Genomic DNA, 15,959 nt, shown 5'->3' with positions numbered 1-15,959 from the left:
TGTCTGCCCCAGGGTTGGTCTTCAAACTCTAACATCAGTAAAGGTTCCAACTATGCTGACAGAGAGGGGAATCCCTTCTTTTTTAATCGGAAAAAAATTATCAACACCAGAATTACACCTACACCGGAACTTACAAAAGCAGTGGAATAACTCTGCTCTGCTAACAAGAGAGCATAAAGGAATCCAACCCCCATCGCCTCACGCGCATTTCGTACGATATAAAGACGATCAAGTATAGAAAAAACCACGGCGATAAATAACAACGCCACTGCCCAGCCTATCACCCCCTGCTGAACCAGCGTATATAGCAGCATGTTTGTATTGGCATTTGTATATTCATTCCTAAAATACAGCTGACCAATGAACAAACTAACCGCCTGGCCTTTCAATGAGGAAGATCCAATCATCCACTCGGCGAAATCCATACTATGCAATATATAGTTGGCATAAACACCCTGCAACTGACCCGTGACAGCAAAGGCCCGGCGGACGAAATAGTCTGCAATGTAAGAATAGCCAGTAATTACATATTCCGCAGAAGCGACTAGGAACAATAAAAATATGCATAATAGCACCCCCATAGGAATGCGACTCCTACTCGATGTGCGAAAATAATAGCCCACATAGGCCAACAAGGCCACCGACAATACGGGTGCTTTTGTACCAATCAACCAGTATGCATATATGCTGAAGGCAAAGGCTGGCAGCAGAAGCCAATATCTCTTTTTACTGGCACCAAAAAATGCGATAAATGGAGCTACACCATTTAAAACCATTGTGAATATGTATGAAACTGGAGCCCCAACAGGAAAATTCTCTCTTCCTAAAATTCTCCGTGCGTATGAATCTTGTATTCCAAACGAACCAACCTGACCGGAGGCAATGCCCGCCATAACCCCAATCATCAGCAACACGAACGCGGGAACAGCATACGATGATATATTTGCAAGATAGGGTATGGGAAAACAGGTTTTTATAAAATAGCCACATCCAACAACAAACAATTTATACACTACTATCGAGGCCACGAGAAAGGTCAGAAGTATCACTCCATCCTCAATACTTAATACTCCGGAGGCACCCCATGTCACCGCACCAGTCATCAGCACAAACAATGAATAAATCATTGGAAAACAGTCTGATGGTTTACGCAAACGATGTGGCATGAGCATTGCCGTAATCGCATTCCATAGTGTCCATAAGAAAACCCATGGGGCATCCAACGAAAGCGGCACCATACCCATGTAAGAATTATTAGGCTGGATAAAACTCACATACAAAAAAAACAACAAGCCGCCAGCTGAAGAAATCAACAGATATCGCGCCATGAATTTATATATAGTCATTAAGCAACTTATATTTCACTAATAAGGCACAAGAAAGAATTAGCCCTTACTGTATTTTTTGGATAATCCTACATAGAATATATATAAAACACTATATCCGACACTATAATAAATCAAAGAATCCTTATAGCCATCAAAAGACGTCAATGCACTAACCGTCATCGAAAATAGACAAATTTGCCAGATCAAATCTACGTTCTGTTTTTGGACAATATAAAATGTATAACTTAGCGGACTGGAAATAAATCTCAACGCAAACATTGGCAGCAGCCAAGTCACCACAGTACCTGCCATGCGCCAATTATCACCAAAAAAAATTGAAAACAAATCCTCAGAAAAAGGATAGAGAACCAACACCATCAACACCGACGCTACCAACAACAAGAAAAACGTTCTCGAATAAGTACCCCTGCAATTACCACTCAACCGATATTCTTCATTGGCAAAACGCTTGAAGACATCTCTTATAGCACCGCCCAATGTTGAAACTGGCGCCCCCATCATACGGGCAGCTAATGCATAAAACCCAGCAATCTCCGGGCCAAATCGGCTCGTTAAGACAATGACAGGTAGCTGTGCGGAGGCCGCGCTGATGAGATCTGCGGGAAGCGATAACATTGCGAATCTCTTATAGCGTCTGAACGAACGGGCGATCCACAAATAAGCTTGAGATGCGCTACGAGGAAATCCATGCCGAATAGAAAGGCGGCGATAGCTTATTACACCGGCTACCCAAGTGCCTAGAACCTGGGCTGCCGCCAACGCCGTCGCGTCTGGCCTGAGCCAACCCACCACAATCTGCAGCACAGTAACGCAGATAGCAAGCCAGATACGAATATAGGAAAGGCTACGGACGTCGCCATTGTTCGCAGCCCACGATTGCCATACCGATGAGAACCCAGCACCCATGGTCATAGGAACCAGCAGCAATGTAAGCCCTGCAGGCAACTTCCAATATGGCACATTTCCAGAAGTGGCGAGTAGCGTAGCTATTAGTAGGAACACTAATGCCGTTGCAACTATCAAAAATAGCGCTGAGACAACCAGCTTCTCGCGCGGAGCCCCATCAGGTTCTAGACCAAGTGCATGCTCAAAGCGACAAGTAACACATACTGTCAGTATTAAGGAAATACCCAGCCAAGTGGAATATAGCCCGAACTCATTTGGAGCATAGAGGCGAGCAATAACCAGGGAGCCAGCGAGCGGCACTGTTTGCGCTGCAGCGGCGCCCATGAAGACTGATGTAACTTGGCGCCAATAGCTCTTCCCAACAGCTTCCAAGATCATTCATCCTTTACTAATTTTTCAGAAACCAAGTTCAGGCATAGATTTAGTGATGCTCCGATTACCCAAAACGAGCGAACCGAAAAGGGCTGTTTCCGAGCCGCATTCACTGACATCAAAGGCTACAACAGCACTACTCACCGCCTGCACCTAGCGCGCGGCCTTGGAGCACACTGGCGCCTGACTTGAAAGGTGTGATCGCTACGTCAGAATAATCGATGATCTTTAACAAATAGTGCGCCCAACTCCCTTGCCCCATATACATTCAAATGCTGCTCATCGAAATACGTGGGTTTGCCCTGATAGCCCCCTCGCTGAAAATTGGCCAATGTGGATCCCAAATCGATCCACCGTGTATTTGCCACCTTCTCAACAACGTTACGAACGATGCTGTTGGCGCGCATAGTCACTCTCGAAGACGGCCTTTTCACATTCAGCCCTAACCGCTGAAAATATATCTCTCTGAATGGCGACACAGACAGTCTGGGCACATCCGAAACCACATACACAGGTACTGACACCGATATCTTGTGCAGTGTTTCCGTCAACCTATCCAAGTAATGCGGATCTGCCTGGATTTCCGTCATCCCAAGCTGATACGCCCAGAACGATGCGATGACGACAGCGTCATACTCCGCATAGTGGTCGGAGACATATGCCTTCAGATCGACACATGGCTTTTGCGCCCACGATGGCAATACTTTCTCGTCATAACCAAACATTGGAGAACAGGAGCTGGCGGTCAGCACTCGGGCAGCCCAGCCTTCATGGCGTCCCACCACATCGATGAACTCGTTTAAGGCGGCTGCGTGCGAATCCCCGATGACCAGCACGGTCGGCTGTTTTCCGGGAGCCCCCCGCACACAACGCTTGCTGAAGTTCCCATGGCAGACGTCAGTTCCATACGAGGTCAGCTCCGCAGGCTGCGGCGTGACAGGCCTGACAGCCTGCACCCAATAGGTGCATGCGGCCAGCAATGCAGCTGGAATCAGGAAGATTCCAAGAAATGCCCTGGGAAACGTCACTGCCAGAGATTTGGTGCGGCATTCCACATATTGGTAGGAAAGCAGCGACAACGCGATGGTCGACGCGACGACGCCCACCACCCACAGCCATGGCAAAGCATAGCTGCCATAGACATACCGCATATAGGCCAGAACAGGCCAGTGCCACAGGTACATGGAATAGGATAACAGGCCCAGGCCGGCCATGGCCCGGTGCGCCAGCAGCTCGTGCGGCCACGTCGGCGTCTCCACACCTTGGCCGGAATAGATCAGCAGAGCAGCCCCAGTGCATGGCAACAGCGCATTGAGCCCCGGAAACAAGGAATTCTTCGTCAAAGCGAACAAACCCAGCGCGATTAGCAAACCACCCAACCAAGCCATGGCTCGCCGCCATGCAGCGCTGGACGATCTGAAAGGCACGATAGCTATCAGCGCACCTATCATCAATTCACTGAATCGCGTCTGCAGCAGGAAATACCAGCGCGTCTCGCCGGGATGCTGAACCAGCATCCACTGCGCATAGGCGATCCCCGCCACGGCCAGACAAGCGGTCAGCGCAATCGTCGCCGATTGGTTCACTACCCTGCGCTGCTTGAAAAACCGTGTACCTATTGCATAGAACAGCAGCAGGGTCAAAGGCCAGATGAAATAGAACTGCTCCTCGATCGACAGAGACCAAGTGTGCAGCAATGGCTTTTCATCTGCCGCGATGTCGAAGTATCCCCTATCCTTCGAAAAATAGACGTTCGCCGTGAAGTACAAGGCGCGTCGAAGAGATGCCAGGAACGCATGAAGATCCGCTGGCAGCAACAGGACTGCCCCCGCCGCGGCAGAGCAGGCCAACACCACGTAGAACACCGGCAGAATGCGGCGGATCCGGCGAACGTAGAATGCCCGCAGGGAAAATCGACCCTGCTCGATTTCTCGTCCGATGATCCCGGTGATCAGATAACCGGAAATGACGAAGAAAATATCGACGCCGGTGTACCCTCCTGGCACCCAGTTGAAGTTGATATGAAACAACAGGACGGACAGGACAGCGACGGCACGCAGCCCATCAATGTCCGCCCGGTATCTTATGACCTGGTGATTCACGTCTTCGGCCGCTTCAATAGTGTTCGGCTTCGGACTTCAATTGCTCGATTTCCTGCTTCAGAGCTTCATATTCCTGCATCTTGATTTTCAGGAAGCTCCGGGTCAGATCCGCTTTGGCTGCGATGCCAGCCGGGGTCAGCAAGTAAGCATACCCCAGCTTCCTGTCACTATTGCGAAAGTTCTGCATCTTGATCAGACCTTTGTCCAACAGGGCGCGCACGCAGTAATTGGTCTTGCCCAGGCTGATGCCCAGCGCCTGGGACAAGTCGCGCTGGCTCAATCCCGGGTCGGATTCCAGGAGACGCAGAACTTTCAGGTGGCTTTCTTCGTAGACGCCGGCAGTCATTTTTTCAGGAAGGGGTGATAGTCCCCTGTCAAGGGAGCCAACGACGCATTGCGGATCGCCGATACGGTTTCAATGGCCGTGCGGTTTTCCTCCAGCCCGAAGCCACGACCAGCCAGAATTTCCTCGTAGCTGCGCGTATGCAGGTCGGTGAAACCGCCCGAGAACTCGATTTCCTGGCCATCCACAGTGATGGACCGGTACGTGCGCTGGCCCACAGCCCTTTGCGCTTCCGGTACATCCGCATAATCCACGGACAGGAACCAGCGCACCCGTGCGTGTTCATATTCCAGATAGCCGGCCGCATGGGTTTCCGCATTAGCGTGGACCACATTGGCTTGCAGTTCGCCGAAGATGTAATGCAGCATATCGAAGAAGTGCACGCCAATATTGGTGGCAATGCCGCCGGATTTCTTCACATCGCCCTTCCAGGACTGCAGGTACCAATGACCGCGAGACGTGATATAGGTCAGGTCGACCTCGTGTTTGGCATCCTTTTTCTGGGCGGCCACCTGGTTTCGCAGCGCCACGATGGCCGGGTGCACCCGCAATTGCAGGATGGTATTGACCTTGCGGCCCGTGTCGCGCTCGATATCCTGCAGACCATCGATGTTCCAGGAATTCAGGACCAGCGGCTTTTCGCAGATGGCATCCGCCCCGGATCGCAGGGCGAAACGCATGTGCGAATCGTGCAGGTAGTTGGGCGAACAGATGGAGACATAATCAATGTTTTCCGACTTATCGGACCGGCGCATCTTGTCGATATGGCGGTCGAAGCGCTCGAATTCCGTGAAAAACTCCGCATCCGGGAAGTGGCTGTCAATAATTCCTACGGAATCATTGGGATCCAGGGCCGCCACCAGGCGATTACCGGTGTCTTTAATAGCTTTCATATGGCGCGGGGCGATATAGCCGGCGGCGCCGATCAGAGCGAAGTTCTTCATGTCTCTCGTTTAGGTTGGATGAAAAAGGGATTCCAGCTCAGGCCGATAGGCACTGTGCCACGGCATCGACGACGCGACTGATGGCATCATCGTCTAGATACGGATGCATCGGCAGGCTCATGACGCGTTCGGCGACAGCATCACCGACAGGCAGCGAGGCGCTGTCGTCCGCCACGGCAGGCTGGCGATTGAGGGGGATGGGGTAATGCACTGCGGTGGGGATACCGGCGGCTTTCAGCGCGGCCTGCACGGCATCGCGCTGATCGATCTGCACGGTGTACTGCGCCCAGGCGCAGACGTTGTGGGCTTCGATGACCGGTGTGGCCTGGACACCTGCCGCATTGAACAGCCGGGTGTAGGTGTCCGCCACGCGCTGGCGGGCGGCGATCTCGTCATCCAGCACGGTCAGCTTCGGCAACAGGATGGCGGCCTGCAGGGTGTCCAGGCGGCTGTTCACGCCGACGCGGATGTGGTGATAGCGACGATCCTGGCCGTGGCGAGCAATCTGGCGCAGCACGGTGGCCAGGGCATCATCGTTGGTGAAGATCGCACCGCCATCGCCGTAGCAGCCCAGGGGCTTGCTGGGGAAAAAGCTGGTACAAGCAATCGTGGATAGATTACCGCTCTTGCGGCCTTTGTAGCTGCCACCCAGGCTTTGAGCCGCATCCTCGATGACCGTCAAACCGTGTTTGGCGGCAACCGCGTTGATGGCATCCATGTCGGCGCACTGGCCGTACAGAGACACGGGGATGATGGCGCGGGTGCGGGGGGTGATGACGGCTTCCAGTTTGGCTGGATCCAGGGTGTAGGTGCGCGGGTCGATGTCGACGTAGACAGGCTTGGCGCCCAGCAGTGCGACGGTCTCGGCGGTGGCGATGTAGGTGAAGCCCGGGGTGATGACCTCGTCGCCCGGGCTGATGCCCAGCGCCATCTGGGCGATCTGCAGGGCATCGGTGCCGTTGGCGACGGTGATGCAGTGCTTGGTGCCGGTGTAGTTGGCCAAGTGTTCTTCCAGTTGTGCCACTTCCGGCCCCAGGATGAACTGGCCGTGCGCCAGCACACGCTGGATGCCGGCATCGATATCGGATTTCAGGCGTTGATACTGGGCGTGCAGGTCGACGAATTGCATGGTTTCGCTTTAGTGGGTTCAAAGGCGGGCGCAGCGGCCGTCGGTCAGACGGTAGGTGGCGCCGGTATGAGTGCAGATGGCTTCGCCATCGCCGCTCAGGGGCAGGGCCAGTTGTTCGCCGTGTTCGCTCATCCAGCCGATCTGGCGGGCGGGCACGCCAACCATCAGGGCGTAGGGCTTGACGTCTTTATTGACGACAGCGCCCGCCCCAACGAACGCATATTCCCCAATGGTGACGCCGCACACGACGGTACAGTTGGCGCCCAGGGTGGCGCCCTTTTTGACCAGGGTGTCGCGGTACTCGTCCTTGCGCTCGATCAGGGATCGGGGGTTGTATACGTTGGTGAACACCATGCTGGGGCCGCAGAACACGCCCTCTTCCAGGGTAACGTTATCGTAGACGGAGACGTTGTTCTGAATCTTGCAGCGGTCGCCGATCACGACCTTGTTGCCGACAAAGACGTTCTGGCCCAGGGACACCCCGGCGCCGATTCGAGCGCCGCCGCAGACGTGGACAAAATGCCAGACGCGGGATCCTTCGCCAATCTGCGCGCCGGGATCGACGATGGCGGTTTCGTGTTGGGTATGGGACATTGTTCGAGATCTTCAGACACGCTACCGCCGTGCTGTGACACGGTCAGCAAGCGCTTTGTTGATGTTCAAGGCGTGAACGCGATAATACACCATCGAAGGTGATCCCTAAAAGGGTAGGCCGACGAAATAACACCATTCACAATACAGCACGCAGATTTACCCGCGTAATTCAGTGCTTTGCCAGCAAATTGGCACCGTAAAATACACCGTTTAGTTCCTTTATCCATATCCTCTCGTGCACCATACGCCAACCCTTACGCATCCAGCATCTTTATGGATGTCTGCCTGCGCAGCACTTTTTTTTGCGTTAACGCTGTCTGTGCCTGGCGGCTACTCTTGGGGCGGCGGCCTGTTGCTGCTGGGCGGAGCTGGTTGCTGGCTGGCAATGCGGTTTTGCAATCGATCACACTGGAATGGAAATACCGCTTCAGCCCACACCAGCCATTGGGATGTGCAGGATAAAACCTTAACCACGCTGTTTCTGGCTGTGTTTTTGCTTAATGCGGTGGCGGTGGTCTGGCACGCAGATTCTGGTAAGTATCTGGATCAAGGCGCGCGGTACTTGCTGGCCATCCCTGTGCTTTGGGGACTACGACAAGTGCGGCTACGCCAACACTGGTTGTGGCTGGGGCTTGTCGCTGGATGCCTGGGAGCAGCCGCCGTGGCTTGGTGGCAGTTGCATGTTTGGGGGATCCCCCGGGCAGCAGGCTTTCTCACCAGCGCCATTCCGTTTGGCGACATCGCCCTGCTGCTGGGGTTTTGGTGTGTGCTGGGGGCCGCCTTGTTTACGGCCCAACAGCGCTGGATCTGGGCAGCCCTGCTGCTGCTGGGGGCTACAGCAGGCGTGTACGCGTTTGCAGCGGCTGCCACCCGCGGAGGGTTGGTGGCCGTGCCCGTATTGTTAGTATTGGCAGGGCTGTGTTTGGTGCGCCGGCAGCATGCCCGCACCCTGATACCGGCACTGGTAGTACTACTTGCCGCCCTTGTATTTGTGGTGGCCTTGCTGCCCGCTGGGCAGATAGCCGAGCGCCGCGTAAACGAGGCCTTTGCCGAATGGCAGGCCTACAGCCAGCAAGGCGATGCCACCAATAACGTGGGGTCACGCCTTGAGGCCTGGAAAGCCGCCCTTATTAGCATCCCCAAAAAACCTTTATTAGGCTGGGGGCACGCAGATTACGATGCGCAGTTAAAAGAGCTGGTAAGCACCGGCCAAACCCCCCCTTTTGTGGCCACGCTGGCGAATACGCATAACCAGTTTATCGAGATCTGGCTACACCAGGGCACTTTGGGCCTTATCGCATTTTTGGCACTGCTCATCACCAGCTTTTGGTATTTTGCCCAACGGTTGTTCCACGCCGACATCACCGTACGGGTGCTGGCCTGCTGTGGGGCCAGCCTGCCTGCGGGGTTTGCGGCCTTTGGCCTTACACAGGTAATTTTGGGCCGTAACAACGGCGTGATGTTCTTCCTGATCTCGCTGGCCATCTGGTGGGCAACGATGCGGCAGGCCGAGGCCAACGCCGCATCTTCCTCACCTACCTAGCGCAGCTTGCCATCCAGCGCTACCCTTACCCCCAACCAAACCCCATGCTGCCACACCCCTGCCCCGCGCTGCCCGGTATACGCCAGATTTACCGTGGCTCTTTGGGAGATCGGCGCCTGCACACCCAGATCCAGCTGCCAGGCATGGCGGGCAAGTGGCAGGCCGCTGGCCTGGCGCAGCACATCGGGCTCGGCCCGATAGGCCTGGGGGCTGCTTACTGTGGTGTCACCCCACAGGGTACGCAGGCTTGCTTGCGCAAACATCTGCGCATCGCCATAAGGCCCCGGCCACAAGCGCTGGGCACGCAGGCCCAGCTGGCCAAGGGTGCGCGATACGGTGGTGGCGGGCAGCTGCGTGGCAGCCAGGCCACCGGTCTCGGTGTAGGCACCCCGGTTTAAGCGTAGCCACACCAGGCGGCCCCAGGGGGCTATTTCCCAATCGCCCAGCGCCCAGCCTTGGCTGGGGCGCAGTTGCAGCCAAAGCTGGCTTAGGCGGGCACGGGCGCGGCTGTGCAAGGCAGCCTCGCCCCAGGGCAGCGGGCGCGTCAGTTGTGCCCGATGGGCAGACTGCGCTGCGCCAACACTTAGCACGATATCCCGCAGATGGGCTTCGGCCGCCAAACCAAAATGGGCCGACTCATCATGCACATCGTATTGTTGTGCAGATGGGGATACTGGTATGGCGCCGTTTTGGGTGTGCTGGCGGGTGCTTTGGATACCGGCAAAAGCGGCCAGATAGAGGCGGGACACTGCGCGCTTGGCCGCAAGGCCGGTGGCACCCGGCGCATCGGCCCCTGCCCCCAGCGCCCGGCTGATGCCCAGCTGCAGGCCCTGGGTGTCGCGGTCATCCCCTGGCAGGCCGTGCTGGCTGTGGCGCTGGGTATTGGCGGCCCAGGTTTGCACCCAGCCCTGGCCGCTGCCGGTGTGCTGCAGGGCGGATTCTCGCGCAAAGCGGCTGTCTTCCAGCAAGGCGCTGCGCCAGCTGGCGTCGGCCGTGTTCAGGCCGCGGTCGTTGTATCTCAGGCCCAGGGTAACGGTGGTGGCGCTGTATTGCAGCACGGGATCCAGATAGGGCAAGATGCTGGCCACATGGCTAAAGCGCCCAAGGCCGGTGCTTAGGCCCACGGGGGTGGTGGCGGCTGGGTCTCCTGGCTTGAGCAAGGTGGTGTCCAGGCCGCCGTCCGCCTGCACGATTGTCCAGCGCTGGCTGGGGGCCCATTGCCCGGGTGTGGGGCTTACCAGCAGGCTGCCTGCCAGGCGCGCGGTGCCAAAAGACCACAGCTTATCGGCCTGGCCCTGGGCATCGATGCGGATGCGGGTGTGGGCGCTATCGGCCAGCAGCAGCTGGCTGTTAAACAGCAGGGTGCCGGTTTGCGTGGGGGTGCCGGGCTGTAGCTGGCCGGCCACCCGGGCCACATCCATCAGGCCAATGCCCGAGAGCACGGTGCCTGGCAATACGTTGATATCGCCAAACCAGAACTGGCCCAGGGGTGCGGTGCCGTCACCCACCTGCAGGCCACCTTCTTGCAGGGTAAAGGTTTGGCCAAAGGCATAGCTGGTGCCCAGCAAACGCAAGGTACCGGCACCGGTTTTGCGCAGGGGGGCCATGGCGGTAATCAGCTCGCGCCAGCTGGCCACGCCGCCGGGTACATCAAAGATGGCCTCGGGGCCGCTGGGCATCAGGGGCGGCACGCCCCAGGCGGCAGGCACAGTTGCCACCGCGGCGGCCACGGCGGCAAAGGGCTGCACCTGCAGGCTTTGGTCGGCCAATAGGCCATCGGCCAGTTGCAGGCGTGTGCCGGGGGCCATGTTCAGGGTGTTTTGGGCATGCCCCAGCGATTGCCCATCGGCCAGGCCCAGGCTGCCTTCGGCCAGCAAGAGGCTGCCTTGCCAGGCATTGGCCCCGGATAGCTGCAAGTGGCCTTGCCCCAGTTTGATCAAGGCGGTGGGCGCATAAGGCGGCGGCGGGCTGGCGGGGTCCAGGCACTGCCCAGCCTGGCTGCTGGTACTGCCAGCGGGGCAGATAGGGCCTTGCAGCTGCAGGGTAAGGCCCGGCGCCACGCTAAAGCCGCTGGTGGCCTGCAGGATTTGTTTGCGGGCGGTGGCAAGGCTGGTGCCGGGCGTGTAGAGATCGCCAGACAAAATAAAAGGCACCGGGGACGAATCCCACGGTGCCTCGGGTGGCGCCGCCAGCGCGGCGGGGGGCGGTAAACCTAAACAAGCACACAACACAGCAGTTTGTCGGATGGACATCGACATGTTCTGTCTCCTGTAGTTTTATCTGGTCACATTTGACCTATGTGCTTTTTACAGGAGCTGTGCCTAATTTGTAACTGTCAGAAATAGCAGATTTGGGGGATTTTTTTACCTGGCAATTAGTTGATTTTTAAAGCAATTTATTGAAAATTTGATTTTTGTTTGATTGACACTAGCCCGGGTGATACGTGATGACGCACGCTCAAACCGGCAAAGGACAGCAGCCTGTGACGGTAACGCCAGATGAGCTTTAATCGTTAACCGCTGACGCGCATTTCGTTTTTTAGTGCCTGGATGATCAGTTCGTTCAGGGCAACGCCTCGGCGGCGGGCTTCGTAGGCGGCTTTTTGGTGCAGATCGCGGCCCACCCGAACATTGAAACTGCCCTTGAAAGGATGCTCTGGCGGCACTTGGCGTGCCGCACAAGATTGCAAATAATGATCTATGGCGTCCCGAAACGCCTGCTGGATTTCTTTGATAGAGGTGCCTTCAAACAGAATCAGATCGTTGATGAACTCGACCTTGCCGCACAGGCAGTTGTCCTCAACACTGAACTCGACAGTGCCCAGGTATCCTTTGTATTCCAGGACATTACTCATAGAAACCCCCATTCTTTCAGCCTATGAATCTTGCCTCAGTTTTTTAGTATTAGCAACTAATGTTTAGTTGCTAATGCCATGCACTCGAATATGAGCTCGAGAATGAGGCACTACTTTGGAGGCAGCGTCCAAACCGGTACAGACGATGTTCTACGGATAGGCGGTTTTATCACAGGGGCATAATCTGCCCCAGCCCGACTTGCACGGTTTGGGGCCGGCCCAGGATGGTAAGCAGCAAGGTGACGCGGTCTTTGGATACCGCCTGCACCAGGGCCTGCAGGCCCGCCAGGGGAGAATCCTGGATCTGCACAGGCATGCCGGGTTTAAAGGGGCTTACCTGGCCATCGTTGGCTGTTTCGCGCAGGGCCTCGGCCTGGCGGATGGCCTGCACGGCGGTATCGGCCAGGGTGGCGGGCTGGTTGCCAAACATCACCAGGCGGCTGATGCCCACGGTAGAGCGCACCACGGATAAGGATTGCGTGGCGCGCGTGGGGCGCAAAAACAGATAGCGGGGAAACATGGGCTCGTGGGCGGTGAGCGCATCACCCCGCCGCTTTTTAAACACTTTGAACAGCGGCAGGTACACCTCGAAATCCTGGCGCAGCAGTTGCTGGCAGGCGGTGGATTCTTGACGCGGTTTGGTGTGGGCCACGTACCAGGGGCCGGATTGCGCCATATCTCAGGCTTCCCCAAGCTGACAAGGTGGGCTTTCGCGCAAACCATTTGGCTTTGATGTCAGCACTGCCGTTACAGCATCCTCAGCATCAAGGCTGGCCGCCAGGATCAACACATATTTTGGCATGAATGCACCCGTTTCAGGATGCCGATAGTAGTGAGCATCCCGCCATAAGGTGTTGGCCTGAAAACGCGGCACGGATCAGCCGACTTGGAGATCGGGATGACGAGCTGCCTGGAACATGGCTTGCTCTCGTGCAATGTCCAAAATGGCCGGCTTATTGGGATCATCATCCGGGATCCCTAATTCGTAGGGGATGAGATCACGATCGCCCGCGCCACCACGCCACACCCGATCCCACGCGCCATTTTGAGTATGCGTAACATCGATCATGGGAGGAGACTGCGTATCGTGGTATTGGTCGACAAGGCGCTGCATGATGCGCAGCTGACGTGGGGAAAAATCCTGATCATCAAACGCGACACCATTGCGCGGTTTTACGGTTTGGCGCACATAATCAATGACGATTTCTGGAACAATCTCGATCACAGCGCTTAAATCGGCTTCCAGTTGCTCCCATTCTTCCATGAGATCGACAGGAACTGGGCCGAATTTCCAGGCTTGATAGGCATAGCCGGTTACGCTCTTGCCTGTTTGCCGGAAATGCTCGAAATCGAGCAGATACAGCAGTTTGAAGAGTTTGATTTTTCCGCAATACTGAGTGTTCTGAGCAAAGAACACGATTGCGTTGAGTAGGCGTCGTCTGTGGATCATCTAAAGGGCCTCTCTGTGCAGAAACCAGAGATACACATTATCGCATCTGCTCTCGAAAGGCACCACCCTGAGCACGACATTACGTGGGCAATTCAATCACATCCAAAAAACCACCGCCGATGCTTCAGGCGATGGTTTCCAATAAACGATTAGCCGGAACTCGTCTCTTTTTTAGAGAGGCAGAGCCCGGCTGCCAGATCACGCTTCGGCGTGTTTGGCGGCTTCTACCGCGCCTTGGGTGTCGTGCGGGGCGCCGTTAAAGAACAGGTTAAGCAGCACGGCCGACAAGGAGGTAAGCAAGATGCCGGATTCGATCAGCGGGTGGATGGCCTTGGGCATCCATTGCATGAAGTGCGGGGCCACCATGGGGATCATGCCCATGCCGATGGCAATAGCGACGATGATGGCGTTGTGGCGGTTGTCTTTGAAATCCACGCCGCTAAGGATGCGGATGCCGGTGGCGGTAACCATGCCAAACATCACGATGCCGGCGCCGCCCAGCACCACGGTGGGCAAGGATTCTACCAAGGCGGCCAGCTTGGGCAGCAGACCCAAAATCAGCAGGATGACCCCGCTGGCCACGCACACAAAGCGGCTGCGCACGCCGGTTACGGCCACCAGGCCTACGTTTTGCGAGAAGCTGGAATACGGAAACGTATTGAAGATGCCGCCAATCAGGGTGCCCAGGCCATCGGTGCGCAGGCCACGGGCCAGGTCTTTTTGGCTGATCTTCTTGCCGGTCATGTCCGACAAGGCCAAAAACATCCCCGTGGATTCGATCAGGATGACGATCATCACGAGAGTCATGGTGAGAATCATCCAGAAATCAAACTTGGGCATGCCGAAGTGAAATGGCAGCACCACGTCCACCCAGGCGGCCTTGGCCACTTTGTCGAAGTTCATGATGCCCATGCTGGTGGCCACGATGGCGCCCACCACAATGCCCAGCAACACGGCGATATTGCCCAAAAAGCCCTTGCTGAATTTGGCAATCAGCAGGATGGACACCAGCACGATGGCGGCGATGCCCACGCCGGTAAGGTTGGCATACCGGGGGTTGGGCACGGTGGGCATAATCGACAAGCCCTGGGGCACGGTGGCCAGGGGCGAACCCGGCGCCGAGGCCGCTACCTGTGCGCTTTTAAGCCACTCGACATAGCTGGGGTCTACCGTGGATGGCGCGGTGGGGCCAAAGGGGTTGCCAAAGATCCAGTTGATGCCCACGCGCATCAGGGTGATGCCGATGATGGCAATGATGGTGCCGGTAACCACGGGCGGGAAAAACCTTAACAGCCGGCTGATCCACGGGGCGATGATGATGGTGATGATCCCCGCCGCGATAATGGTGCCAAATAATAACTGGGCGCCTTCGTGCCCGGGGTTGGTGGTGGCGATGTGGATCATCGGGCCCACGGGTGCAAAGCTGACGCCCATGATCACGGGCAGCTTGATGCCAAACCACTGCGTGGCCCCCAGCGATTGAATAATCGTGGCCAGGCCGCAAGCAAAGAGGTCGGCCGCAATCAGCAGCGAGACCTCGTGGGCATCCAGGTTAAGCGCGCGCCCGATGATCAGCGGCACGGCCACGGCGCCCGCATACATCACCAGCACGTGTTGCAAACCCAGCGCAGTAAGTTTGCCCATGGGCAACATCTCATCTACTGGGGCGACGGCATTGTTCATGGTTGTCTCCAGAATAGTTCTGTGTGGCAATGTACAGAAGCGCACGGGCAAGGGCTATAGGAAATCTCCCATAAGGCGGTTTCAGCTTCACGCATAATTCCGGGATAACCCTTGAAGGAGACGGGTGCCGGGGCGGCTAATCAGGGTAAACACGGGGCTGCCCAAGCGCTTTTTGCACGCATGGATGGATCAACAGAAATCCCGGGATCCCACAGTGAGACCATCCAGCGCCTGGGCCAGCCAATCGCTGCGATCCACCAGGCGGCGGGCAATCAGGTGATGCACCCGGCCATCGGTTTGCCAGACGCCATATACCGCCAGCAAGGTGGCCTGCAGCGCGGGCTGGCGCTGGCGCGCAAAAACATCCGGCCAAATCACCACGTTTACCGGGCCGGTTTCATCTTCCAGCGTGATAAACACCACGCCCTTGGCGGTTTGCGGACGTTGGCGCACAGTGACCAAACCACAGGCGCGCGCCAGCTGGCGGTTGCGCAGGCCCGCCAGCTGCGCGGCGCTTAGCAGTTGGCCGGCCTGCAGGCGGGCACGCAACAAGGCCACGGGATGGCGGCCCAGGCTTAGGCCCAGGGCGCGGTAATCGCTGGCAATGCCCTGCCCTTCGGTGGCTTCGGGCAAGGTGGGAATGGGATCGTCTTGCAGGGCGTCGCGCAGCAAGCCTTGCGGGGGCACGGC

General features: G+C 56.7%; 15 protein-coding genes, 1 tRNA gene and 1 pseudogene. 2 read left to right on the top strand and 15 right to left on the bottom strand.

Annotated elements, in window-relative coordinates; translation table 11 throughout:
• Positions 1-50 precede the first annotated feature (50 nt).
• The 7 genes from WA928_RS11325 to wbpD all read right to left on the bottom strand — a co-directional run bounded on the left by WA928_RS11325 (position 51) and on the right by wbpD (position 7,739).
• Entirely contained in the window at positions 51-1,328 is a 1,278-nt protein-coding gene (locus WA928_RS11325; RefSeq protein WP_424303542.1) for a hypothetical protein, read from the bottom strand.
• A 57-nt stretch (positions 1,329-1,385) separates the two neighbouring features.
• Positions 1,386-2,627: a lipopolysaccharide biosynthesis protein gene (locus WA928_RS11320; protein ID WP_424303539.1), complete on the bottom strand. Its 1,242-nt coding sequence runs from the start codon at positions 2,625-2,627 to the stop codon at positions 1,386-1,388.
• Positions 2,628-2,836: 209 nt separating this feature from the next.
• A complete protein-coding gene (locus WA928_RS11315) occupies positions 2,837-4,729 on the bottom strand; it encodes an acyltransferase family protein (RefSeq protein ID WP_424303536.1) in 1,893 nt (630 codons plus the stop codon).
• Positions 4,730-4,742: 13 nt separating this feature from the next.
• Positions 4,743-5,075, bottom strand: coding sequence for a MarR family EPS-associated transcriptional regulator (locus WA928_RS11310; protein ID WP_424303533.1), 333 nt, complete (start codon positions 5,073-5,075; stop codon positions 4,743-4,745).
• Positions 5,072-6,016 carry a Gfo/Idh/MocA family protein gene (locus tag WA928_RS11305; protein WP_424303530.1) on the bottom strand — a complete coding sequence of 315 codons (945 nt, stop codon included), beginning with the start codon at positions 6,014-6,016 and terminating at the stop codon, positions 5,072-5,074. The genes WA928_RS11310 and WA928_RS11305 overlap by 4 nt, the downstream gene beginning before the upstream one ends.
• A 37-nt stretch (positions 6,017-6,053) precedes the next feature.
• Positions 6,054-7,145, bottom strand: a complete 1,092-nt coding sequence (locus WA928_RS11300) for a DegT/DnrJ/EryC1/StrS family aminotransferase (protein ID WP_424303527.1) — start codon at positions 7,143-7,145, stop codon at positions 6,054-6,056.
• Between the two features lie 18 nt (positions 7,146-7,163).
• Positions 7,164-7,739: a UDP-2-acetamido-3-amino-2,3-dideoxy-D-glucuronate N-acetyltransferase gene (gene wbpD, locus WA928_RS11295; protein WP_424303524.1), complete on the bottom strand. Its 576-nt coding sequence runs from the start codon at positions 7,737-7,739 to the stop codon at positions 7,164-7,166.
• A gap of 277 nt (positions 7,740-8,016) precedes the next feature.
• Between wbpD and WA928_RS11290 the strand changes: the two genes are divergently transcribed.
• Positions 8,017-9,282, top strand: coding sequence for an O-antigen ligase family protein (locus tag WA928_RS11290; protein WP_424303521.1), 1,266 nt, complete (start codon positions 8,017-8,019; stop codon positions 9,280-9,282).
• Here WA928_RS11290 and WA928_RS11285 read toward each other — a convergent pair.
• Positions 9,279-10,472: an autotransporter outer membrane beta-barrel domain-containing protein gene (locus WA928_RS11285; protein ID WP_424303612.1), complete on the bottom strand. Its 1,194-nt coding sequence runs from the start codon at positions 10,470-10,472 to the stop codon at positions 9,279-9,281. The genes WA928_RS11290 and WA928_RS11285 overlap by 4 nt on opposite strands.
• A 123-nt stretch (positions 10,473-10,595) precedes the next feature.
• On the opposite strand from WA928_RS11285, the gene WA928_RS11280 reads away from it, so the two are divergent.
• Positions 10,596-10,696: transfer RNA gene (locus WA928_RS11280), tRNA-Asn, on the top strand.
• Positions 10,697-11,150: 454 nt separating this feature from the next.
• Here WA928_RS11280 and WA928_RS11275 read toward each other — a convergent pair.
• From WA928_RS11275 to WA928_RS11245, 7 genes and pseudogenes are all read right to left on the bottom strand, one after another.
• Positions 11,151-11,534: pseudogene (locus tag WA928_RS11275) on the bottom strand (hypothetical protein); the annotation flags it as partial.
• Positions 11,535-11,794: 260 nt separating this feature from the next.
• The gene (locus WA928_RS11270) at positions 11,795-12,136 is read right to left on the bottom strand and encodes a type II toxin-antitoxin system HicB family antitoxin (protein ID WP_417277144.1); all 342 of its coding nucleotides are present in this window, start codon (positions 12,134-12,136) and stop codon (positions 11,795-11,797) included.
• Positions 12,137-12,305: 169 nt separating this feature from the next.
• Entirely contained in the window at positions 12,306-12,812 is a 507-nt protein-coding gene (nusG, locus tag WA928_RS11265; protein WP_424303518.1) for a transcription termination/antitermination protein NusG, read from the bottom strand.
• Between the two features lie 3 nt (positions 12,813-12,815).
• Positions 12,816-13,010, bottom strand: a complete 195-nt coding sequence (locus tag WA928_RS11260; RefSeq protein ID WP_424303515.1) for a hypothetical protein — start codon at positions 13,008-13,010, stop codon at positions 12,816-12,818.
• Between the two features lie 3 nt (positions 13,011-13,013).
• Entirely contained in the window at positions 13,014-13,586 is a 573-nt protein-coding gene (locus tag WA928_RS11255; protein WP_350380961.1) for a Panacea domain-containing protein, read from the bottom strand.
• A gap of 198 nt (positions 13,587-13,784) precedes the next feature.
• A complete protein-coding gene (locus WA928_RS11250) occupies positions 13,785-15,269 on the bottom strand; it encodes a nucleobase:cation symporter-2 family protein (protein ID WP_424303512.1) in 1,485 nt (494 codons plus the stop codon).
• A gap of 189 nt (positions 15,270-15,458) precedes the next feature.
• Positions 15,459-15,959 (bottom strand): OB-fold nucleic acid binding domain-containing protein (locus tag WA928_RS11245; protein WP_424303509.1); only part of this gene is annotated, 501 nt, incomplete at its 5' end.

Source organism: Castellaniella sp., assembly GCF_049651205.1.
Classification (GTDB): domain Bacteria; phylum Pseudomonadota; class Gammaproteobacteria; order Burkholderiales; family Burkholderiaceae_B; genus Castellaniella.
Note: the sequence above shows the minus strand (reverse complement) of the source record. Positions and strands in the feature narration are given on the sequence as shown.

Bases quoted from the DNA above. Each gene is read 5' to 3' on its own strand.
- WA928_RS11325 (WP_424303542.1), bottom strand. From the start codon at position 1,328: ATGGCGCGATATCTGTTGATTTCTTCAGCTGGCGGCTTGTTGTTTTTT.
- WA928_RS11310 (WP_424303533.1), bottom strand. From the start codon at position 5,075: ATGACTGCCGGCGTCTACGAAGAAAGCCACCTGAAAGTTCTGCGTCTC.
- WA928_RS11305 (WP_424303530.1), bottom strand. From the start codon at position 6,016: ATGAAGAACTTCGCTCTGATCGGCGCCGCCGGCTATATCGCCCCGCGC.
- WA928_RS11300 (WP_424303527.1), bottom strand. From the start codon at position 7,145: ATGCAATTCGTCGACCTGCACGCCCAGTATCAACGCCTGAAATCCGAT.
- wbpD (WP_424303524.1), bottom strand. From the start codon at position 7,739: ATGTCCCATACCCAACACGAAACCGCCATCGTCGATCCCGGCGCGCAG.
- WA928_RS11290 (WP_424303521.1), top strand. From the start codon at position 8,017: ATGTCTGCCTGCGCAGCACTTTTTTTTGCGTTAACGCTGTCTGTGCCT.
- WA928_RS11270 (WP_417277144.1), bottom strand. From the start codon at position 12,136: ATGAGTAATGTCCTGGAATACAAAGGATACCTGGGCACTGTCGAGTTC.
- nusG (WP_424303518.1), bottom strand. From the start codon at position 12,812: ATGGCGCAATCCGGCCCCTGGTACGTGGCCCACACCAAACCGCGTCAA.
- WA928_RS11255 (WP_350380961.1), bottom strand. From the start codon at position 13,586: ATGATCCACAGACGACGCCTACTCAACGCAATCGTGTTCTTTGCTCAG.
- WA928_RS11250 (WP_424303512.1), bottom strand. From the start codon at position 15,269: ATGAACAATGCCGTCGCCCCAGTAGATGAGATGTTGCCCATGGGCAAA.